This window comes from Nonomuraea terrae (genome assembly GCF_004348995.1).
GTDB classification, from domain to species: domain Bacteria; phylum Actinomycetota; class Actinomycetes; order Streptosporangiales; family Streptosporangiaceae; genus Nonomuraea; species Nonomuraea terrae.
In genome coordinates, this window is sequence record NZ_SMKQ01000172.1 from 1 (window position 1) to 19,502 (window position 19,502).

General features: G+C 72.2%; 20 protein-coding genes and 1 pseudogene. 12 read left to right on the forward strand and 9 right to left on the reverse strand.

Translation table 11 applies throughout. The features are described 5' to 3' along the window. Positions 1-14: 14 nt before the first annotated feature. Positions 15-962 carry a quinone oxidoreductase family protein gene (locus E1286_RS35715; protein ID WP_132619745.1) on the forward strand — a complete coding sequence of 316 codons (948 nt, stop codon included), beginning with the start codon at positions 15-17 and terminating at the stop codon, positions 960-962. Positions 963-967: 5 nt separating this feature from the next. Next, complete coding sequence (locus E1286_RS35720) at positions 968-1,591, forward strand: LysE family translocator (RefSeq protein ID WP_132619747.1); 624 nt, start codon at positions 968-970, stop codon at positions 1,589-1,591. Here the strand turns inward: E1286_RS35720 and E1286_RS35725 are convergent. Genes E1286_RS35725 through E1286_RS35735 form a run of 3 tightly spaced genes read right to left on the reverse strand, consistent with a single transcriptional unit; the run spans position 1,578 to position 4,280 of the window. Then, entirely contained in the window at positions 1,578-2,600 is a 1,023-nt protein-coding gene (locus E1286_RS35725) for a PucR family transcriptional regulator (RefSeq protein ID WP_132619749.1), read from the reverse strand. The genes E1286_RS35720 and E1286_RS35725 overlap by 14 nt on opposite strands. Continuing rightward, positions 2,600-3,391: an ABC transporter permease subunit gene (locus tag E1286_RS35730; protein ID WP_132619751.1), complete on the reverse strand. Its 792-nt coding sequence runs from the start codon at positions 3,389-3,391 to the stop codon at positions 2,600-2,602. The genes E1286_RS35725 and E1286_RS35730 overlap by 1 nt, the downstream gene beginning before the upstream one ends. Next, positions 3,369-4,280 (reverse strand): ABC transporter ATP-binding protein, encoded by a 912-nt coding sequence (locus E1286_RS35735; RefSeq protein ID WP_132619753.1) that lies wholly within the window; start codon positions 4,278-4,280, stop codon positions 3,369-3,371. The genes E1286_RS35730 and E1286_RS35735 overlap by 23 nt, the downstream gene beginning before the upstream one ends. Before the next feature lie 347 nt (positions 4,281-4,627). Here E1286_RS35735 and E1286_RS48360 point away from each other — a divergent pair, with 347 nt between their 5' ends. After that, entirely contained in the window at positions 4,628-4,795 is a 168-nt protein-coding gene (locus E1286_RS48360; RefSeq protein WP_165970068.1) for a hypothetical protein, read from the forward strand. 336 nt (positions 4,796-5,131) lie between these two features. On the opposite strand, the gene E1286_RS35740 is transcribed toward E1286_RS48360, so the two are convergent. Next, on the reverse strand, positions 5,132-6,616 hold the full coding sequence (locus E1286_RS35740) for a cobyric acid synthase (protein ID WP_132619755.1): 1,485 nt from the start codon (positions 6,614-6,616) through the stop codon (positions 5,132-5,134). 138 nt (positions 6,617-6,754) lie between these two features. On the opposite strand from E1286_RS35740, the gene E1286_RS35745 reads away from it, so the two are divergent. Continuing rightward, complete coding sequence (locus tag E1286_RS35745) at positions 6,755-8,068, forward strand: MFS transporter (RefSeq protein ID WP_132619757.1); 1,314 nt, start codon at positions 6,755-6,757, stop codon at positions 8,066-8,068. A gap of 55 nt (positions 8,069-8,123) precedes the next feature. Here the strand turns inward: E1286_RS35745 and E1286_RS35750 are convergent, their stop codons facing one another. Continuing rightward, a complete protein-coding gene (locus tag E1286_RS35750) occupies positions 8,124-8,405 on the reverse strand; it encodes an antitoxin (RefSeq protein ID WP_132619759.1) in 282 nt (93 codons plus the stop codon). Between the two features lie 148 nt (positions 8,406-8,553). After that, positions 8,554-9,528: an aldo/keto reductase gene (locus E1286_RS35755; RefSeq protein ID WP_132619761.1), complete on the reverse strand. Its 975-nt coding sequence runs from the start codon at positions 9,526-9,528 to the stop codon at positions 8,554-8,556. 77 nt (positions 9,529-9,605) lie between these two features. Between E1286_RS35755 and E1286_RS35760 the strand changes: the two genes are divergently transcribed. The 6 genes and pseudogenes from E1286_RS35760 to E1286_RS35785 all read left to right on the forward strand — a co-directional run bounded on the left by E1286_RS35760 (position 9,606) and on the right by E1286_RS35785 (position 15,317). Beyond that, the gene (locus tag E1286_RS35760) at positions 9,606-10,226 is read left to right on the forward strand and encodes a TetR/AcrR family transcriptional regulator (protein ID WP_165970069.1); all 621 of its coding nucleotides are present in this window, start codon (positions 9,606-9,608) and stop codon (positions 10,224-10,226) included. A gap of 22 nt (positions 10,227-10,248) precedes the next feature. Next, on the forward strand, positions 10,249-11,130 hold the full coding sequence (locus tag E1286_RS35765; RefSeq protein ID WP_132619765.1) for a DNA-3-methyladenine glycosylase family protein: 882 nt from the start codon (positions 10,249-10,251) through the stop codon (positions 11,128-11,130). A 106-nt stretch (positions 11,131-11,236) separates the two neighbouring features. Continuing rightward, positions 11,237-12,688: a hypothetical protein gene (locus E1286_RS35770; RefSeq protein ID WP_132619767.1), complete on the forward strand. Its 1,452-nt coding sequence runs from the start codon at positions 11,237-11,239 to the stop codon at positions 12,686-12,688. 90 nt (positions 12,689-12,778) lie between these two features. After that, entirely contained in the window at positions 12,779-13,690 is a 912-nt protein-coding gene (locus E1286_RS35775; RefSeq protein WP_132619769.1) for an MEDS domain-containing protein, read from the forward strand. Between the two features lie 49 nt (positions 13,691-13,739). Further along, positions 13,740-14,420: an ATP-binding protein gene (locus E1286_RS35780; RefSeq protein WP_165970070.1), complete on the forward strand. Its 681-nt coding sequence runs from the start codon at positions 13,740-13,742 to the stop codon at positions 14,418-14,420. A gap of 69 nt (positions 14,421-14,489) precedes the next feature. Further along, positions 14,490-15,317, forward strand: a pseudogene (locus E1286_RS35785) (SAM-dependent methyltransferase). Between the two features lie 36 nt (positions 15,318-15,353). On the opposite strand, the gene E1286_RS35790 reads toward E1286_RS35785, so the two are convergent. Continuing rightward, positions 15,354-15,776, reverse strand: coding sequence for a hypothetical protein (locus E1286_RS35790; protein WP_132619773.1), 423 nt, complete (start codon positions 15,774-15,776; stop codon positions 15,354-15,356). 90 nt (positions 15,777-15,866) lie between these two features. On the opposite strand from E1286_RS35790, the gene argG reads away from it, so the two are divergent. Beyond that, on the forward strand, positions 15,867-17,315 hold the full coding sequence (gene argG, locus E1286_RS35795) for an argininosuccinate synthase (RefSeq protein WP_132619775.1): 1,449 nt from the start codon (positions 15,867-15,869) through the stop codon (positions 17,313-17,315). A 73-nt stretch (positions 17,316-17,388) separates the two neighbouring features. On the opposite strand, the gene E1286_RS35800 is transcribed toward argG, so the two are convergent. Beyond that, on the reverse strand, positions 17,389-18,171 hold the full coding sequence (locus E1286_RS35800) for an alpha/beta fold hydrolase (protein ID WP_223190756.1): 783 nt from the start codon (positions 18,169-18,171) through the stop codon (positions 17,389-17,391). Positions 18,172-18,233: 62 nt separating this feature from the next. Here E1286_RS35800 and E1286_RS35805 point away from each other — a divergent pair, with 62 nt between their 5' ends. Beyond that, on the forward strand, positions 18,234-18,680 hold the full coding sequence (locus tag E1286_RS35805; RefSeq protein WP_132619777.1) for an NUDIX hydrolase: 447 nt from the start codon (positions 18,234-18,236) through the stop codon (positions 18,678-18,680). Here the strand turns inward: E1286_RS35805 and E1286_RS35810 are convergent. Next, positions 18,638-19,249: a CGNR zinc finger domain-containing protein gene (locus E1286_RS35810; RefSeq protein WP_132619779.1), complete on the reverse strand. Its 612-nt coding sequence runs from the start codon at positions 19,247-19,249 to the stop codon at positions 18,638-18,640. The genes E1286_RS35805 and E1286_RS35810 overlap by 43 nt on opposite strands. Positions 19,250-19,502: the final 253 nt, after the last annotated feature.

Genomic DNA, 19,502 nt, shown 5'->3' on the forward strand with positions numbered 1-19,502 from the left:
GGTTGACTGTAGGTATGCGTGCCATCATTCTTTCCGCCCAGGGCGGGCCAGAGGTTCTTGAATACGTTGAGCGTCCCGATCCGGTGCCGGGGGACGGGGAGGTCGTGATCGACGTCGCCGCCAGCGGGGTGAACTTCATCGACATCTACCATCGCTCCGGCGCGTACGCGCTCGACCTGCCCTCCTCCATCGGGTCCGAGGGCGCGGGGACGGTGTCCGCCGTCGGTCCCGGGGTCGAGGGCGTCGCCGTGGGCGACACCGTCGCGTGGGCCAACGTGATCGGCAGTTACGCCGAGAAGGCGGTGGCGCCCGCCGATCGGGTGGTGCCGGTGCCGGAGGGCGTGTCCGCCGAGGTGGCGGCGGCGGCGATGCTGCAGGGCATGACCGCCCACTACCTCACCCACTCCACCCACGAGGTACGCGAGGGCGACCGGGTGCTGATCCACGCCGGCGCCGGCGGCATGGGCCAGCTGCTCATCCAGCTCGCCAAGCTCAAGGGCGCCAAGGTGTACACCACGGTCTCCACGAGCGAGAAGGAGAAGCTCGCCCGTGAGGCCGGCGCCGACGAGGTGCTGCGTTACGACGACTTCGTCGAGCCGCTGCGCCGCTCGATCGACGTGGTGTACGACGGCGTCGGCAAGACCACGTTCGACGGCGGTCTGGAGGTGCTGCGCCCGCGCGGCCTCATGGCCCTGTACGGCGCCGCCAGCGGCCCCGTCCCGCCGGTGGACCCGCAGATCCTCAACCGGCAGGGCTCGCTCTTCCTGACCAGGCCCACGCTGATCCACCACATCGCCGACCGCGAGGAGCTGCTCTGGCGGGCCTCCGACCTGTTCGGCTGGATCGCCGCGGGCCGGCTGCGGATCTCCGTCTCCCACCGCTACCCGCTGGCCGAGGCGCGGCGGGCGCACGAAGACCTGGCGGGCCGCCGGACGACAGGGAAACTCCTCCTCATACCCTGACGTCCATGGACGTAGCAGGATCAATGTGGTCGTTCGCCGCCGTGGTGGCGCTGCTGACGGTGACGCCCGGCCTCGACACGGCCCTGGTCCTGCGGACGTCGCTGCTGGCCGGCCGGCGTCCGGCCTGGGGAGTGACGCTGGGCATCCAGCTCGGCACGCTCACCTGGGGCCTGCTCACCGCGGCCGGCCTGTCGGCGTTGCTGGCCGCCTCCGCGACGGCGTACGACGTGCTGCGCTGGGCGGGGGCGGCGTACCTGGTGTGGATGGGGCTGCGCATGCTGGCCGTACGGCCCCGGCCCGGCCACGACGAGCCGGAGCACGAGGAACTGCGCTTCGGCGCGGGGCTGCGGCGCGGGCTGCTGACGAACCTGCTCAATCCCAAGGTGGGGGCGTTCTATGTGGCGATGTTGCCGCAGTTCATCCCCGAGGGGGCGCCGCACGCGCTGATGGGGCTGGCGCTGGCGGGGGTGCACGCGGCCGAGGGGGTGCTGTGGAGCGCGCTGCTGATCCTGTTCGCGTCGTGGATGAGCGGGTTCCTGCGCTCGCCGCGCGTGCGGCGGTTCCTCGACCGGCTCACGGGCGTGGTGATCGTGGGCTTCGGCGTCCGCCTCGCCGTCAGTGAGACGTGAAGCCCTTGGGCCAGCCCAGCAGGCGGGCGCCGAGGACGGCGGTCTCCAGGGTGAAGCGCTGCGTCGGGTCGTCCGGGGAGAAGCCGGTCAGGCGCCGGATCCGTTCCAGCCGGTACGTCACCGCCCGCACGCTCAGCCCCAGCCGCCGGGCCGCGGCCGTCTGGTTGCCGTGCGAGGCGAAGATGGCCTCCAGGGTCTCCAGCAGCGGCTCGTGCCCGCCGCGGGCGCCGAGCAACGGGTTCAGCACGCTGGTCACCAGGTCTTCGATGGCGCCTCTGTCCCGCAGCAGCACGGGGAAGACGAGCAGGTCGGCGGCCTTGACCACGTCAAGCGTGAGCCCGAGCCCGTCGGCCAGCTCCAGGGCCTGCGCCGCCTCCCGGTAGGAGGCCACCACGCCGCCCGGCCCCCTATGCGCCCGCCCCACGCCGACCCGCCAGCCGGGCGCGAAGCGGGCGCGTACGTGATGGGTGAACTCCCCCACGGCGGCGGACAACGTCGCGGGGGCGACGCACACCAGCAGCCGGTCGCGTACGGCGACCAGGACGTTGTGGGAGCCGAACCGGGCGATCAGATCCCGCTCGATCCGGTCCTGCTCGCCGTCGCGCAACCCCCGCGCCACGGCCACCACGTACGACTCGGCCAGGCGCAGCCCGAAGTGCTCGGCCCGCTCGGCGAGGCGTTCGGCCCGGCCCTGCAGCAGGTCGTCCACGAACTCCCTGCGGGCGCTCTCCTCCTGGCGGATGGCGGCGAGCTGGGCCCGCTCGTAGCCGTCCATCAGCGCGGAGACGAGCCTGCGCAGCGCCGGGAGCACGGACGGCAGGCCCTCCCCGGCGGCGAGGGCCGCGTCGACCAGGGCCCGCAGCGGGACGCCCAGCTCGGCGGCGCGGGTGCCGGCCGTACGGTAGGCCTCCACCGTCGCGCGGTCCGGTAAGCGGCCGGTCGCGGCGCAACCGGCCAGCACCTGCCGATGCCCCCCGAGCAGGTCGGAGGGCACATCGGAGATCGCCATCAGACTCCTACGTCACGCCTGTCGAAGGCGAGCACCGCGGTGAGCGCGAGCACGGCCGTCGCCCCCAGCAGGACAAGGTAGTCCCCGACGGGCAGCCCCTCGTACAGCGGCCTGCCGTCGGCGTAGTAGTGGAACGGGGAGACCCACTTCAGCCACGCGATGGCGTCGACGCTGCGGCCGATGGTGACGACCACGTAGCCGGCCACGACCCAGACGCCGACGACGGCGGAGGCGACCATCTTGCGTCCGGTGGCGGCGCCGACGGTCAGCGCCACGGTGCCGAACAGCAGACCGAGCAGGTACACCCCGGTGTGCGCGGCAAGGATCCGGTCGAACGGCACCCCCATGTCGACGGCCACGCTGATCGTCCAGGCCACGGCCAGCGTCACGACGGCCACCGCGAGCAGCGCCAGCGCCAGCGCCGCGAACCGCTCCAGCACCAGCCGCCGCCGGTCCACCGGCAGCGTGACGACGAGCTCCAGCGTGCCCGACTCCTCCGGCTGCGCGATCGCCCGGTTGGCCAGCAGCGTGGCGCACACGATGAAGAGCATCGGCACGAAGAGCTGGTAGACGACCGACTGCAGGTAGCCGGCGCCGGACACGAAGTCCGTCAGCCCGCCCATGAGGTCTCTGAGCGGTCCGGGGAACTTGTTCATCGCCATGGTGCCGTACGTCTCGGGCTCCTGTCGGACGGTGGCGAACACGCTCAGGTAGACCGCCATGAACGCGGAGATGCCGATGGTCCACCAGGCCAGCGCCCGGCGGTTGTCACGCAGACTCTTGGCGAGCACTGTGCTGCTCCTCGTCGCTGTAGTAGGTCAGGAAGATCTCCTCCAGGTCCGGCTCCGCGCTCACGATGTGCACCACGGTGTGGCGTGCCGCCGCCTTGATGAGCGCGTCCGGGCGGCCGTCGATCGTGCACCGCACGCCGGCGCCCTCCACGCGCAGGTCGCGCACGCCGGGCAGGCCCTGGAAGTCCGCGGCCGGCACGGGTGCGTCGAAGTGCAGCTCGATCCGGCGCACCGCCTTCTCGCGCAGCGCCGCCACGTCCTCGACGGCCACCAGGCGGCCGTCGCGGACGATGCCGACGCGGTCGGAGACGTTCTCGACCTCGGCGAGCACGTGGGAGGACATGAGCACGGTACGGCCGGACTTGCGCACCTCGCGCAGCAGCGCCAGGAACTCCTGCTGCACCAGCGGGTCGAGCCCGCCGGTCGGCTCGTCCAGGATGAGGAACTCCGGCTCGTGCATGAACGCCTGGATCAGCCCGATCTTCTGCTTGTTGCCCTTGGAGAGCTTGCGCATCTGCACCGACAGGTCCGCCTCGAACCGCTCGGCCAGCTCGTCGATACGGGAGGCGGGCACGCCGCCGCGGATGCGGCCGAGGAAACGCAGGTACTCCCCGGCCCGTTCGCGCCCCTCCAGCGCCAGTTCGCCCGGCAGGTAGCCGATCCGGGAGCGCACGCCGGGCTCGCGCGGGTCGCCGCCCAGGACGCGGACGAGCCCCCGGGTGGGCCTGATCACGTCGAGCAGCAACCGGAGTGTGGTGGTCTTGCCGGCGCCGTTCGGGCCGAGGTAGCCGAAGATCTCGCCCGGCTGGATGTCGAGCGTGAGGTCCTCAAGGCCCCGGCGCCTGCCGTAATACTTGGTCAGCCCTTCGGCCTGCACCACTGCTGTCATGGCGGCATCGTCCCGCCGCCGGCGCCTCCCCGTCACTGGAGGAATCCGGCAGCCTGCCCGCGTTCTCACTTCCGGGACACGGCAAACGGTGCGCCCCTACGATCACGTCCATGAAGAAGATCATGACGATGCCGGCCGCCTTCGCCGCGCTCACGGTGAGCGCGGCGCCCGCTCAGGCGGCGCCGCCGACCCGGTCCGCGCTCTGCAGTCGAAGCTGACGCCCGGGCACGGCGTGCGCTTCACGGACAAGGTGACCTGGTCGGACGGCACCGACTCCCGGGAGGCAGGGAGCGACAGGGGCGTCTTCCAGTTCGGCAAGAAGGGCTTGTCGGGGCTTCGACCTCACGATGGAGGGCGACTACGGGCCTGAGCGGTTCATCTCCGTCGGCACGACGGGTTACCGCTCCGGCGGCGTGCTGAAGCAGGTCCTGTCCGAGGACAAGCCCTGGTACCAGACCGCCGGCGGCGGTGCGCAGATCATCATCCGGCGGAGCCGAAGACCCTGGCCGCGCTGATCAAGAAGGGCAGGTCGGCCAAGGGCACCGTCACCGGCACGATCACCGTGGGAGAGCTCAAGAAGGCGTCGTCCTGGGTCGCGAGGATCCGCGGCGAGGACGACGGCGTGCGGGTCTCCTACACCCTCACGCTGACCCCGGCCGGCCTGGTGAGCGAGGTGCGCAGCACGTGGGACCGTGACCGAGGACGGGGAGAGCACCGTCATCACGGTCGACAGCCGCTACACCAAGTGGGGCGCGAAGGTGTCGATCAAGGCCCCGGATCCCGGCAAGGTGACCACCAAGCTGTTCTGACCACGGCCGCTCCCCCCGCCCGCCCGGCCCGGCGGGGGCCCGTCAGGACGGCGCGCCCGGCGGCAGCACCGGCAGTTCCGGCGGGCCGTGCTCGATGAGGCGGAGCAGGGCCTCCGTGTCGAGGTGCCGTTCGACCAGGTCGCCGAGGGCGTCCAGCCGTTCCTCCCGGAGCCGGGCGAAGTCCGTGCCTGGCGCGGGGACGAACGCCCGCCCTGCCCGCTCGGCCACGTCGGTCAGGAACGCGCGCCGGAAGCCGTCGTTCTCCAGGGCGCCGTGCCAGGTGGTGCCCCAGACGTCGCCCACCCGGCAGCCGTCGAGGAACGGCTCCCCGCTCTCCACCGTCGCCACCCCGTGGTGGATCTCGTACGCCCGCACCGGCTCCCCGTACGCGCTGCCCTCGGGTCTGGCCAGGTGCTTCTCGCGTCCGAACGTGACTTGGACGGGCAGCATGCCGAGCCCTTCGACGCGCCCGGCCCCCGACTCGACCTCGTCGACGATCTCCCGCCCGAGCATCTGGAACCCGCCGCAGATCCCGAGAACGGGCCCGCCGCGGGCGCGGATCGCCGCCGCGAGGCCGGTCTCGCGCAGCCAGGCCAGGTCCGTGACCGTGGCGCGGGAGCCGGGCAGCACGACCAGGTCGGCGTCCTCCAGCTCCGCCGGGCCGGTGACGAACCGGACGACCACCCCCGGCTCGGCGGCGAGCGCGTCGACGTCGGTGAAGTTCGAGATCCTGGGCAGCCGGACGACCGCCACCCGCAGGGTCTGCGGGCCGTGCGGCGGACCGGCGACGACCCGGCGGGTGTCGAGGGCGAGGGAGTCCTCGACGTCCATCCAGAGCCCGTCGAGCCAGGGCAGCACGCCGTACACCTCGCGGCCGGTCAGCCGCCTGAGCATGTCGAGGCCGGGCTCCAGCAACTCCTTCGCGCCGCGGAACTTGTTGACCACGAACCCGGCGACGTGGGCCTGGTCGGCGGCGTCGAGCAGGCCGACCGTGCCGTAGAACGCGGCGAACACCCCTCCCCTGTCGATGTCGCCGACCACGATCACCGGCAGGTCCGCGGCCCTGGCCAGGCCCATGTTGGCGATGTCGCCGCGGCGCAGGTTGATCTCGGCGGGGCTGCCCGCGCCCTCGCACACCACCACGTCGTACTGCTTCCTGAGCCGGCCGAGCGCTTCCAAGGCCGTCGTGCGCAGCAGGTCCTTCAGCGCGCCGTACTCCATGGCGTCCACGTCGGCGACCGGGCGGCCCATGAGCACGACCTGGCTGCGGCGGTCGCTGCCGGGCTTGAGCAGGACGGGGTTCATGTCGGCGACCGGTTCGAGGCCCGCCGCCTGCGCCTGCACGACCTGCGCCCGGCCGATCTCGGCGCCGTCGGCGGTGACGTACGAGTTGAGCGACATGTTCTGCGCCTTGAACGGCGCGACGCGGACACCCTGGCGGGCCAGCCAGCGGCAGATTCCGGCGGTGACGACGCTCTTGCCCGCGTCCGACGTGGTGCCCGCGACGAGCAGTGCCCCGTTGACCATGGGGCCACCGTACCGGAGCGGGCGAGTCTCGAAATTTCTCAGTAATCACCCATTTACGAACCCTGTGACTTCTGCCACTCTGTCTAGAACAATGCCCTAGAACGCAATTCTAGATTTTCGGCAAGCGAAAGGGTGGGCATGATCGGGTTGGGTTCGCCGCGCACAGGCGTCATCGACGCGCAGTCCCGCGCGCCATTCGGGTGGGCACCACTGGTCGTGCTCTTCATCGTCGGGCTGGTCGACCGCATCGAGCACAACCTGCTGTCAGGAGTGCTCCCCCTCATCCAGGCGGAGTGGGGTTTCAGCGACACCGCCGCCGGCTCCATCCCCACGGCCGCCGCCCTCGCCGCGGCCATCGTGGCTCTGCCCGCCGGGTTCCTGGCGGACCGCTTCAGCCGTACGCGCATCATCGCCGTCGTCGTCTTCGTGTGGGCCATCGCCACGCTGGGCTCCGGCCTGGCCACCGGCTTCGCGATGTTCTACATGATGCGCGTGGTCCTCGCCGCGGCCGAGAACATCGACAACCCGGCCTCGGGCAGCCTGCTCGCCGACTACTACCCGCCGACCAGCCGGGCCAAGGCGTACGGGCTCACGCGCGTCACCACGTACCTGGGCGGCGTCGGCACGCTGCTCGGCGGCGTGCTGGCCGAGGCGTTCGGGTGGCGTACGGCGTTCCTCGTCATGGTCGTGCCGGGCGTGCTCACCGCCCTGCTCGTCTGGATGCTGCGCGAGCCGCGCCGCGGCGAGCTGGACCGGCTGGTCGCCAGCGGCGAGCCGGCCGCGCCCCAGCAGGTCAAGGAGGACAAGCCGCCGTTCTGGTCGCAGTTCGGCCAGGTGATCCGGATCCCGACGCTGGTCTTCGTCTGCATCGGCCTGTCGTTCCTCACCCTGGGCCTGGCCGGCATCTTCTACTGGATGCCGACGCTCATGGTCCGCGACTACGGCGTCAGCGTGGGCACCGCCGGCTCGCTGAGCGGCCTGATCACCATCGTCGGCACGCTGACCGGCACCCTGGTCGGCTCGTGGCTGGGCAGGAAGTGGCACGGCACCCGCAAGGGCGGCCGGCTGCTGGCGGGCGGCAGCGGCATCACCGCCGGCTCGCTCGTCCTGGCCGGCGCGCTGTCCACGGACTCGATCGGCGCCCTGACGGGCCTGATCATGCTGTCGTCGTCGCTGATGTCGATCGCGATCCCCAACATGACGGCGTGCCTGGCGGACGTCGTCTCGGCCTCGGCCCGCGGCCTCGGCTTCGCCGTCCTGCAGCTGCTCATCACGGCCGGCGGCGCGTTCGGCTCACTGGTCGTCGGCATCGCCTCCGACCAGCTCGGCTCGCTGGTGGGCGGCATGTACATCCTGGTGGTCCCCATGGTCATCGGTGGCCTGGTGACGCTCGGGGCCAGGGCGTCGTTCGAACGCGACGCGCGCAAGGTCATGGACGACGCGCGCTCCTGACGTTCACACACACGCGGGCGTGGCGGTGCACTCCGCCACGCCCGTTCGCGTTCCGTCAGCCCTGCGGCGGCGTGCGCCGCTCCCGCTCCTGCTGCGAAGGCTGTTCCTGCTGCGACGGCTGCTGCCCGCCGGCTTGCTGATCGGCCTGTTGCTCGGCCCCGCCGCCGCCGTAACGCTGCTGCACGGCGTCCGCGCCCTTGCTGATCTGCTCGTCGTACTTGTGCCCCGTCCGCTCCTTCGCGTACTGCTCGGCGCGATCCAGGACCTGGTCGGCGTGCTTGGAGTGCCCCCTGGCCAGGTTCTCGGCTTTTTTCAGCCACTCTGCGATGCGGCTCATGACCGTTCCCCCTGTTCCCCCTGTTTCTTCCGGCTGTGGAAGCCCCTACCCCTCCCGCACCGGGCGATGCACACAGGGTGATCCGCCTCACAACCCTTGCCGGCGCCGCCGCCGCACGACCCGCGGCTGTTCCACGCCTCGTGAAGGGTCACTCCCAGGACGGCAGCATGCCCTCCGGGTAGCGGGCGCCGAAGCCGCCGTGCGGCAGGATCTCGGCGATGCGCGCCAGGTCGGAGGCGTCGAGCGTGAGGTCGGCCGCCGCGACGTTCTCCTCCAGCCGCCGCACGCTGCGGGTGCCGGGGATCGGCACGATGTCGTCGCCCTGGGCGAGCAGCCACGCCAGGGCGAGCTGCGCCACGGTGGCTCCCTTGGCGGCGGCCAGCTCGGCCAGCCGCTCGGTGGCCTCCAGGTTCTTCTCGTAGTTGCCGGGCTGGAAGCGGGCGTCCCAGCTGCGCATGTCGGTCTTGTCGTAGTCGGCGCCCGGCTTGGCCTGGCCGGTCAGGAACCCGCGGCCGAGCGGCGAGTACGCCACGAACCCGATCCCGAGCTCGCGCAGCACCGGGAGGAGCACCTCCACGTCCCGCTCGAACAGGGAGTACTCGGTCTGCAGCACCGAGACGGGCTGCACGGCGTGCGCCCGCCGGATGGTGTTGGCGCCGGCCTCGCTCAGGCCGAAGTAGCGCACCTTCCCGGCCTCCACGAACTCCTTGACCGTGCCCGCGACGTCCTCGATCGGCACGGAGGGATCGACGCGGTGCTGGTAGAGGACGTCGATGACGTCCACGCCCAGGTAGCGCAGGCTGTTGTCGACCACCTCGCGGATGTGCTCGGGACGGCTGTCGACGCCGCCCTCGCGGGTGCCGGTGAAGTCGAAGCCGAACTTGGTCGCGATGACGACCTCGTCGCGGACGGGGGCCAGCGCCGCGCCGACGATCCGCTCGTTCTCGCCCTGGCCGTAGAGCTCGGCCGTGTCGAAGAACGTCACGCCCAGCTCGTGGGCGCGGCGGATGGCGGCGATGCCGTCCTTCTCGTCGGACGGCCCGTAGGCCAGGGAGATGCCCATCGCGCCGTAGCCCAGCGCCGACACCGTCAGCCCCTGCTGTCCGAGGATTCTCTTGCGCATGTTCGCTACTCTCAATGTTAGATGGCTCTTACATCAACGAGACTACTCTACGCCCGCCGAGAGGAGAATCGTTCCCTGTGAGCAGACCTACGCCGCGGCGCGGCTACCACCACGGCGACCTGCCGGCCGTGCTCGTCCGCGAGGGCGTCGCGCTGCTGGCCGAGACGGGCGTCGCCGGGTTCTCGGTGGCCAAGGTCGCCGCCCGCGCGGGCGTGTCGTCGGCGGCGCCGTACCGCCACTTCGCCGACCGCGACGCGCTGCTGGCGGCGTGCGCGGCGGCGATCCTCGCCGACCTCACCGGCGTGCTCGCGCGCGCCGCCGAGCAGGCCGGTCCCGATCCGGTCGAGCGGCTCGCCGCCACCGCCGGGGCCTACGCCAGGTATGTCCTCGGCCACCGTGCCGGCATCGACCTCATCTACTCCCACGACTTCGGCGCCCCCTACCGCGAGACCGTCCACGAGCGGAGCCGCCGGTTCATGGACGTGCTGATGGCGCTGGCCGCCGACGCCCTGCCCGCCGGCACCCCGTGGGCCGACGTCGCGGAGTTCGTCTACGTCCACGTGTCCGCGGCGCACGGCTATGCCATGCTGCTGGTCAACGGCACCCGCCCGCCGCAGGACGTCGAGGCGCACGCGGCCCGCGCCGCGGCCGCCGCCCGTGACCACCTCACCGGCCACCTCGCGCGCCTGCGCGGCTGAACGGGCCGCTTACCATACGCCCATGACCACGCACGGGTTCAGGATCACCGCCGAGGGGCCGTTCGACTTCGGCGCCTCGCTGCGCTTCCTCGAGGACTGGCCGGCCACCAGCGCGCTGCCCTCCGACGGGCGGGCGCTGCGCTTCGCGTACTGCGCGGAGAGCGACTGGCTGCCGGTCGGCGTGCGCGTGACGGCCGCTCCCGGCGGGGTCGAGGTCGCCACGACGCGCGCCCCCGGGCCAGGCATCCGCGCCGAGGTGGCGCGCATCCTCTCCCTCGACGTCGACGGCGCCGGCTTCGCCAAGCTCGGCCAGACCGACCCGGTGCTCGGCGACCTGCAGCGGCGCCGTCCAGGGCTGCGGCCGGTGTGCTTCTGGAGCCCGTGGGAGGCGGCCTGCTGGGCGGTGATCGTGCAGCGGTCCTCGATGCTGATCGCCTCCCGGATCAAGCAGCGCATCGCCGAGCGGTACGGCGCCACGGTCACCCTGGACGACCGCGCGTACACCGCCTTCCCGCCGCCGGTGAGCCTGCTGGAGGCGGGCGGGCTCGGCCTGCCCGTGCAGAAGGAGGAGTGGCTGCGCGGGCTGGCCAGGGCCGCGCTCGACGGCCTGCTCACCACCGAGCATCTGCGCTCGCTCGCCCCCGAGGAGGCTCTGGCGCAGCTGCGCGCGCTGCCGGGCGTGGGGCCGTTCTCGGCGGGGCTCATCCTGATCCGCGGCGCGGGCGCGCCCGACGCGTTCCCCGGCGACGAGCCGCGACTGTTCGCCCTGCTGCGCGAGGCGTACGGGCTGCCGGAGGACGCGCCGCCGTCGGCGTACCGGAAGCTGGCCGAGGCGTGGCGGCCGTACCGGTCCTGGGCGTCGTTCCTGTTCCGCGCGGTCTCCTACGGCGTCATGGACGACTGACACGCCTGTCCGCCGGGAATGCGCAGGTCAGGAACGTCCCTGTGTTCCGGCAGGTCCCGCCGCCGCAGCCGGTCCCGTCCCCGGGGCCGCTGTTAGTAAGGGACTGATGGTAGCAATTCGCACATGGCGGCCCGCCGACCCGTGGCGGGCGCTCCTGCTGGTGGTGGCGGTCTGCTACGGGCTCGTCCAGCTCGCCGTGGTGACCCCGCAGATGGGGCTGGGCTGGGACGAGGTCGTCTACGTCAGCCAGGTCGATCCGCGGGTGCCGGAGACGGAGTTCATCGCGCCGCGCGCCCGCGGCATCACCCTGCTCGTCGCCCCGGTGGTGCTGTTCACCTCCTCGACGGAGGTGCTGCGCGCCTATCTGTGCCTGCTGTCCGTTCTGGCGCTGTACGCGTCGTTCGGGACGTGGCTGCGGGTGCGTTCCGGGCCGGTGGTGCCGGTCGCCGCCGCGTTGTTCGCCTCGACGTGGCCGGCGCTGTTCTACGGCAACGAGGCGATGCCGAACTTCTGGGTGGCCTGCGGCTCGGTGGCCGCCGCCGGCTGCTTCCTGCGCTGCGTGCGGGAGGGCGGCCGGGGCCCGCTGCTCTGGCTCGCCGTGAGCGTGACGGCCGTGGCGCTGCTGCGCCCGCCGGACAGCGTCTGGCTCGTCCTCGCGCTCGCCGCGGCCCTGGCCGTGCCAGGGTGGCGGCGTCCCCGGGTGGCGGCGGCCCTCGCGGCGGGCCTGGCTGCCGGCTGGGCGGACTGGATCGTCGAGGCGTACCTACGCTTCGGCGGCCTGGCCGCCCGCTGGCACGCCGCCGGTGCGGCGAACGAGACCGGCCTGCACGTCACTCTGGTCGAGCACGCCCGCGCGCTCGACGGGCCGCTGCTGTGCCGTCCGCCGGCCGACTGCGGCCCCGTGGTGCCGTCCTGGGCGCTGTGGTGGGCCGCCATTCCCGTCCTCGTCCTGCTCGGCCTGTACGCCGCCCGCCGCCGCGATCGCCTGGCCGAGTGCCTGCTGCCGGCCGCCGCCGGTCTCGCCATGGCGGCGCCGTACGTCTTCCTGGTGGGCTACGCGGCGCCGCGGTTCCTGCTGCCCGCGTACGCGCTGCTGGCCCTGCCCGTCGCGCACACCGCCGTGTTCGCGGTGACCGGGCCGCGGCGGCGCGGGCTGCGGCGGGCCGGCGCGGGCCTGGTCGCGGCCGGTCTGCTCGGCCAGTTCGCGCTGCAGGGGCTCACCCTCGGTGAGGTGGCCGCCCTGCGGCTGCAGCGGCGCGCCGCCGACGCCGAGGTCGCCGCGGCGCTGCGCGCTCTCGGCGTGCGGCCGCCCTGCCTGGTGTACGGCGAGCACGCGGTGATGATCGCCTACCGGGCGGGCTGCCAGTCGCACATGGTGCTGAGCTGGCCGCGCGACACCGCCGTCCCTGCCGCGGTGCGCGCCGCGCAGGCCGCCGGCAAGCAGGTCGTCGCCGTGGACCAAGGCCGGCGCATCCCGGCGGCGTTCCTTCACGGCTGGCGCAGGGGGCCGCTGTGGGACGTGCGGCCGGGCCGCTGGCACGTGTACCTGCCGCGTTAGGGCCCGCACGCCTATCCGCCCGCCCGCTGGGCAGTAGGAAGAACTCCAAGGGGCGGGCGCCTCTTGATCGCTACGGTAGAGTCCGCAGCCATGCGGGCCCGGGAGGTGACCGCGATCGGGAAGGTGACGTGGGTGACGGTCGGCGCGGAAACGCAGATCACGGATCTGACCATCAGAGATCACGCCTGTCTCACATTCGGAGAGCCCGAGGAGTTGCTCGACCTGACCGCGGCGTTCGTCCGCGACGGGCTGGCCGAGGGGCAGCGGGTCGTCTGGCTGGCCGAGGAGCCGCGGCGCAGGCTCGCGGAGCTGGCGCGGCGGGGCGTCGCCCCGCGTGAGACCGTCTCGGCGGGCCGGATGGTCGTCATGGCGTGCCAGGGCGCCCTGCTGGACGGGCAGGCGTTCGCGGTGGAGCGCGCCATGCGCTGGTTCCGCGACCAGATGGCGCACACGTCCGGCGAGGGTTACCCGGGGTTGCGGGTGGCGCTCGACATGAGCTGGGCGTTACAGCCGATGGCCGGCATCGAGCAGCTGCCGGCGTTCGAGGAAAAGATCGCCGCCACGCTCGCAGGCACCAGCACCGCGGTGCTGTGCCAGTACGACCGCGTCCGGTTCGACCCCGTCACGCTCGCCTCGGTCTCGGGCTATCACACGCGCTCGGTCGCGGCGGCCACCTACCACCACGACGCGCTGCTGCGGATCTGCCGCCAGTACGCGCCACCCGGCATCCGGCTGGCCGGGCAGCTCGACCGCGGCGCCGAGGCCGCGCTGGGGCTGGCGTTGAGCGAAGCCATCCGCCTCGACGGCGACATCACGGTTACCATGGGCGAACTGTCGTTCGTCGACCTGTATTGCGCACGCATGATCATGGATGCCGCTCGTAGCCTGTCCCCTCCCCGTTCGGTGACCCTCCACTGCAACCCGTCCATCAGTTCGCGATTCCTCCTGCTCGGCGCCGGCACCGCACCCGGAATCAGCCTGGTGACCGTCGATGACCGATGACCCGCCACCGGCGCCTTGCCAGGAGACCAAGCGCGCCTCTGGGACGCCGGTGCTTCTAGACCAGCCGTTCGAGCACCGCTCCCTCTACGCGCTGAGGGCCGCGCTGGAGGCGCACGCGGTCAGGGCCGGGCTGTCCGAGGGCCGCGCCGCCGACCTCGTGCTCATCGTCCACGAGCTGGCCACCAACGTGATCCTGCACGGCTCCGGCGCCGGACATGTGATCATGACGGCGGACGGCGACACGGTCTCGTGCGACGTGATCGACTCCGGCGCCCCGGTGCCGGACGAGGGCACTCCGGCGTGGCGGGTCGAGCCGGGCCACGGGCTGTGGATCGCCCGCTCGCTCAGCGACCGGTACACCGCCGTCCAGGGCCCCGGCGGCACCACCGTCACCGTCGGCTTCTCGCTCCCGCTGCCCGGCCCGCCGCCCTTCCTGCTCGCCCGCTACGACGAGGACGGCCGCACCACGCTGCGCCTGTCCGGCCCGCTCGACCAGGAGTCGGCCGCGGAGGTCGCGGCGGCCGTGCGCACGGCGCTCGCCCCCGAGCGCAGGCTCGTGCTCGACTTAAGCGGCATGACGGGCTGGGACTCCAGCGGGATCGTCGTCCTGGTCATGGCGCAGCTGCGGGTCGAGAAGACGCCGGGCGCCACCATGACGCTGACGGGGTTGCCGATGGAGTTCCGGCGGCGCCTCGACTCCCTCAGCACCGTCTTCCTCCACTACGACTGACGCCGCCCGTCAATGATCAATAATCCCGATATTTCCTCGTATGATCGGCAGGACGAGGAAGGTGGGCATATGACGGACGAGCAGGCTCCTCAGGGCATCGACCCGACGATCCCCAGCGTCGCCCGGATGTACGACTACTACCTCGGCGGGAAGGACAACTTCCGCGCCGACCGGGAAGCGGCCGAGAAGATCATCTAGCTCGCCCGCGAGACCGGCACGGACGTACGCGAGGTGGCGCCGGCCAACCGCGGCTTCCTCATCAGGGCCGTCCGGCACATCGCCGAGTCCGGTGTGCGGCGGTTCCTCGACATCGGCGCGGGCCTGCCCACGCAGGACAACGTGCACCAGGTGGCGCAGCGCGTCGCGCCCGGCTCCAAGGTCGTGTACGCCGACAACGACCCCCTCGTACTGGTCCACGCCCAGGCGCTGCTGGCCGAGAACCGCGACACCGTCGCGATCGAGGGCGACCTGCACGACCCCGCCGCCATCCTCAAGACGGCGGCCGCGCACCTCGACTTCAGCCGGCCGGTGGCCATCGTCGTGGCCGCCGTCTTCCACTTCTTCCCGGACGACGACGAGGCGACCTCGGTCGTCTCGACCCTGCGCGACGCCCTGGCGCCCGGCGGCTACTTGGTGATCTCCCACGGCTACATCGAGCCCGAGGCCGGCGAGCCGGACAGGATGGACGAGGCCAAGGGCGTCTACCGCGGGTCCGTCACGGGGTCGGTCGCCTGGCGCGACAGGGAGACCGTGCGCGGCTACTTCGCGGGGCTGGAGCTGCTGGAGCCGGGGCTCGTACCCGCGCAGGAGTGGCGCAACGACGACCCGTACCCGGTGCCGGGCCTGGCCAAGGGCGGCGTGCTCGCCGGCGTCGGCCGCAAGCCCGAGACCACCTGAGCCGCCGCGCCCCCTGCCCGCGCGCCCGCTGAGCGCTCAGTCCCCGGCGGCCGGGTTCTCCCGCAGTCTTCCCGCGGCGATGAAGTGCACGGCGACGCGGTAGAAGCTCGCGATCGACTCGCCCGACTCCACGCCGTCGCGCAGCTGCTTGCGCACCTTCACGAACGGGAACGCCGTGCTGCCGTCGGGAAGGAGCACGCCCCACCCGTCGCCGGTCCTGCGCCAACCGCCGCCCGTGGCGGCGACCAGGCACGCGCCCAGGAACGAACCCAGCACCCCGACCAGGCCGTCGACCCCCTCAGGATCGAAGTCCGGCCGGCAACGCCGGCGCTCGATGAACCCCTCGACCCATTCGACGGACTCCTCGTTGAGGCCGAAGTCCACGTCGCTCAGCGGCCCGAGCTGCTCGACGGCGAGCCGTACGTTGGCCTCGATGGCCTGGAGCTCCTGATCGTCCATCGGAGCATGGTCGCACAAACCCGTCCAAGACCAACGATCTACTCGGGCCGCGTTGCATGATCATGCATTCGTGTGTATATACTTCTACTCGTGTCCAAGGTGCTGAATTCCCTTCCTGTCGGTGAACGTGTCGGCATCGCCTTCTCCGGCGGCCTCGACACCTCGGTTGCGGTCGCGTGGATGCGCGAGAAGGGTGCAGTGCCCTGCACCTACACCGCCAACATCGGCCAGTACGACGAGCCCGACATCGACTCCGTGCCCGGCCGCGCCACCGCGTACGGCGCGGAGGTGGCCCGCCTGGTCGACTGCCGGGCGGCGCTCGTGGAGGAGGGGCTCGCGGCGCTGGCCTGCGGAGCGTTCCACATCCGCTCCGGCGGCCGCGCCTACTTCAACACCACGCCGCTCGGCCGCGCCGTCACGGGCACCCTGCTCGTGCGCGCCATGCTCGAGGACGGCGTGCAGATCTGGGGCGACGGCTCCACCTTCAAGGGCAACGACATCGAGCGGTTCTACCGCTACGGCCTGCTCGCCAACCCGTCCCTGCGCATCTACAAGCCGTGGCTCGACGCCGACTTCGTCAGCGAGCTGGGCGGGCGCAGGGAGATGTCGGAGTGGCTGCTCGCCCACGGCCTGCCCTACCGCGACAGCACAGAGAAGGCCTACTCGACCGACGCCAACATCTGGGGCGCCACCCACGAGGCCAAGGCGCTCGAGCACCTCGACGCCGGCATCGAGACCGTCGACCCGATCATGGGCGTGAAGTTCTGGGACCCGACGATCGAGATCCCGGCCGAGGACGTCACGATCCGCTTCGAGCAGGGCCGGCCGGTGACGATCAACGGCAAGGAGTTCCCGACCCCGGTCGACCTGGTGCTGGAGGCCAACGCCATCGGCGGCCGGCACGGCCTCGGCATGTCCGACCAGATCGAGAACCGCGTCATCGAGGCCAAGAGCCGCGGCATCTACGAGGCGCCCGGCATGGCGCTGCTGCACGCCGCGTACGAGCGGCTGGTCAACGCCATCCACAACGAGGACACCCTGGCCGCCTACCACATCGAGGGCCGCCGCCTGGGCCGGCTGCTCTACGAGGGCCGCTGGCTCGACCCGCAGTCGCTGATGCTGCGCGAGTCGTTGCAGCGCTGGATCGGCCTGGCGGTGACCGGCGAGGTGACCCTGCGGCTGCGCCGCGGCGACGACTACTCCATCCTCGACACCTCGGGGCCGGCGTTCAGCTACCACCCCGACAAGCTGTCCATGGAGCGTACGGAAGACTCGGCGTTCGGGCCGGTCGACCGCATCGGCCAGCTGACGATGCGCAACCTCGACATCGCCGACTCCCGCGCCAAGCTGGAGCAGTACGCCGCGCTCGGCATGGTGGGCAGCCCGCACCCGTCACTGCTCGGCACCCCGCAGACGGCCGCGACCGAGCTGATCGGCGACATGCCGGAGGGCGGCGCCGAGGCCATCGCCTCCCGCGGCGAGGCCCCCGAGGAAGAGGCGCTGCTCGACCAGGCCGCCATGGAGGCCGGCACCGACTGACCGGCTGACCGCCGCGCCACGCCGACGCCGCCCGGGCTCGCACCGGGCGGCGTCGGCGTGCCCGGAAACGTGCTCAGCCCAGAAAATCGGCGACCATCGGCGCGAGCCACTCGGCGCGGTGCACGAGCGTCACGTGGGTGGTGCCGGGCAGCACGGCGAGCCGCGAGGCGGGCAGCCCCGTCTGGTCGCCGGCCACACCGCCGCCGAGCAGGCGGAAGGTCTCCACGGCGTGCTCCGGCCGGACGATGTCGGAGTCGCCGATGACGACCAGCGCGGGCGCGGCGAGCGAGCGCACGTCGTCGGCCGTGAAGTCCCGCGCGTCGCGCGCGAAGGCGCTCACCTTCTCGACCAGCTCGGCGAAGTCGCCGGGCCGGGGCGCCAGGCGCAGGTACTCCTCGTGGAAGGGCGAGCCGGCGAGATGCTCGGGCCGCAGGTTCTCGAACCCGTCCGACAGGCCGGGGTGCAGCCCGTGGGCGGCGTACGAGAACGCGGCGAGGACGAGTTTGCGGACGAGCTCCGGCCGCTTGAGCGCCAGGTGGAAGGCGACGTCGGCGCCGAGGCTGTAGCCGAAGACGTCAGCCCTCGGGATGCCGAGGTGCTCCAGCAGGCCCGCGACGTCGTCGGCGAGCAGCGCGGACGACAGCGGGCGGTGGATGTCGGCCGTGCGACCGTGTCCCTGGAACTCCAGCGCGATGACCCGCCGGCTCTCGGCCAGGTGCGGCAGCAGCGCGCCGAACGAGGTGCCGATCGCCGAGAAGCTGCCGTGCAGCAGGACCAGCGGGTCGCCGCTGCCGTGCACCTCGTAGTACATCCGCATGCCGTTGACGGGGGCGTAGCCGCTCGTGTGGTCTGTCATGCGTTCACGATGGGCGGGCGGGCTTACGATCTCCTTCAGGTTCGCTGACGCGAGGAGGCCTCATGACGGAAGACAGGCCCGCGGCGCGCGTGGTGTGCCTCGACGGCGACGGCCGCGTGCTGCTGATGCGCTGGAAAGACACCGTCAGCGGTCAGGTTGTGTGGGAGCCGCCGGGCGGCGGCATCGATCCCGGCGAGACGCCGCTGGAGGCGGCCCGCCGGGAGCTGACCGAGGAGACCGGGCTGCCCGGCGACGCGGTGATCGACCGCTGGGTGCCGGTCGAGCGGGACTTCACCTGGCTCGGCGCCCACTACGTCAAGGTCGAGCCGTTCTACCTGGCCCGGTTCGCGGGCCGGCCGGAGGTCACGCCGAGCGCCCTGACCGAGGAGGAGTCGGGCGCCTACCAGGGCTTCGGCTGGTTCTCCCCCGCTGAGCTGGCGACGCTGCCCGACCTGCTGGAGCCGCCTCACCTTCCGGACGTTCTGGAGCGGTTGACCGCCGGAGCCTGACCGCCCACCGCCTCCGGCTGGGCGGTCCGCGTCCTGCGGGAGCGGTAGTTGGCCACTTTGACGCGGTTGCCGCATTCCTTCATGCCGCACCACTGGCGGTTGCCGCCCCGGGAGCGGTCGACGAAGACACGCGTGCAGTCCTCCCTCGCGCACTCCCGTACGCGCGACCCGCCGTTCTCACAGATCTCGCCGAGCAGCTCGGCGGCGGAGCGCGCCACGGCGGCGGCGAGGGCGCCCGCGTCGCCCGAGCGGACGAGCCCCGCCGGGGTCAGGCACATCAGGGGCGGCGCCCCTTCCGCTTCCGCGTTGACGAGGCGCAGGTCGTCGTCCGGCCAGGGACGGCCGTCCATGGCGGAGGTCACGAGCCGGTAGACGGCCTCCCGCAGCGCGCGCAGCCGCCGCAGATCGCCGGCGCCCACGGACGGCTGCTGCGTCGTCACCCCGGCCTCGACCGCCCATCTCCCCAGGTCGGCCGGGGTGACGAGGAGCTCTTCCGGCTCGCCGCGCCGCCATTTGAGCGTGCCCGCGAAATCGAGGGCGAGGTTCCCGCTGACGAAGACGAAGTTCACGACACCATCTTGACCGGTTACAGGAGAATGCCGCAAGCTTGGCGACACCTGCTGAGCCGGTTACACGCTAAGGAGCCCCATGTGATCACCGACGACGACTACCTCTACTTCACCGGCCGCGCCCTCGACGGGATGGCCGGCATCGTGGCGGGCCTCGGCGACGACCTGGCCAACGTCCGGCCGCTGCCCGGCGCCAACTCGCCGTACGCGCTGCTCACGCACTGCCTGGGCGTGGTGTCGTACTGGGCGGGGG

Bases quoted from the DNA above. Each gene is read 5' to 3' on its own strand.
- E1286_RS35715 (WP_132619745.1), top strand. From the start codon at position 15: ATGCGTGCCATCATTCTTTCCGCCCAGGGCGGGCCAGAGGTTCTTGAA.
- E1286_RS35720 (WP_132619747.1), top strand. From the start codon at position 968: ATGGACGTAGCAGGATCAATGTGGTCGTTCGCCGCCGTGGTGGCGCTG.
- E1286_RS35725 (WP_132619749.1), bottom strand. From the start codon at position 2,600: ATGGCGATCTCCGATGTGCCCTCCGACCTGCTCGGGGGGCATCGGCAG.
- E1286_RS35735 (WP_132619753.1), bottom strand. From the start codon at position 4,280: ATGACAGCAGTGGTGCAGGCCGAAGGGCTGACCAAGTATTACGGCAGG.
- E1286_RS48360 (WP_165970068.1), top strand. From the start codon at position 4,628: ATGGAGGGCGACTACGGGCCTGAGCGGTTCATCTCCGTCGGCACGACG.
- E1286_RS35740 (WP_132619755.1), bottom strand. From the start codon at position 6,616: ATGGTCAACGGGGCACTGCTCGTCGCGGGCACCACGTCGGACGCGGGC.
- E1286_RS35745 (WP_132619757.1), top strand. From the start codon at position 6,755: ATGATCGGGTTGGGTTCGCCGCGCACAGGCGTCATCGACGCGCAGTCC.
- E1286_RS35750 (WP_132619759.1), bottom strand. From the start codon at position 8,405: ATGAGCCGCATCGCAGAGTGGCTGAAAAAAGCCGAGAACCTGGCCAGG.
- E1286_RS35755 (WP_132619761.1), bottom strand. From the start codon at position 9,528: ATGCGCAAGAGAATCCTCGGACAGCAGGGGCTGACGGTGTCGGCGCTG.
- E1286_RS35765 (WP_132619765.1), top strand. From the start codon at position 10,249: ATGACCACGCACGGGTTCAGGATCACCGCCGAGGGGCCGTTCGACTTC.
- E1286_RS35770 (WP_132619767.1), top strand. From the start codon at position 11,237: ATGGTAGCAATTCGCACATGGCGGCCCGCCGACCCGTGGCGGGCGCTC.
- E1286_RS35775 (WP_132619769.1), top strand. From the start codon at position 12,779: ATGCGGGCCCGGGAGGTGACCGCGATCGGGAAGGTGACGTGGGTGACG.
- E1286_RS35790 (WP_132619773.1), bottom strand. From the start codon at position 15,776: ATGGACGATCAGGAGCTCCAGGCCATCGAGGCCAACGTACGGCTCGCC.
- E1286_RS35800 (WP_223190756.1), bottom strand. From the start codon at position 18,171: ATGACAGACCACACGAGCGGCTACGCCCCCGTCAACGGCATGCGGATG.
- E1286_RS35805 (WP_132619777.1), top strand. From the start codon at position 18,234: ATGACGGAAGACAGGCCCGCGGCGCGCGTGGTGTGCCTCGACGGCGAC.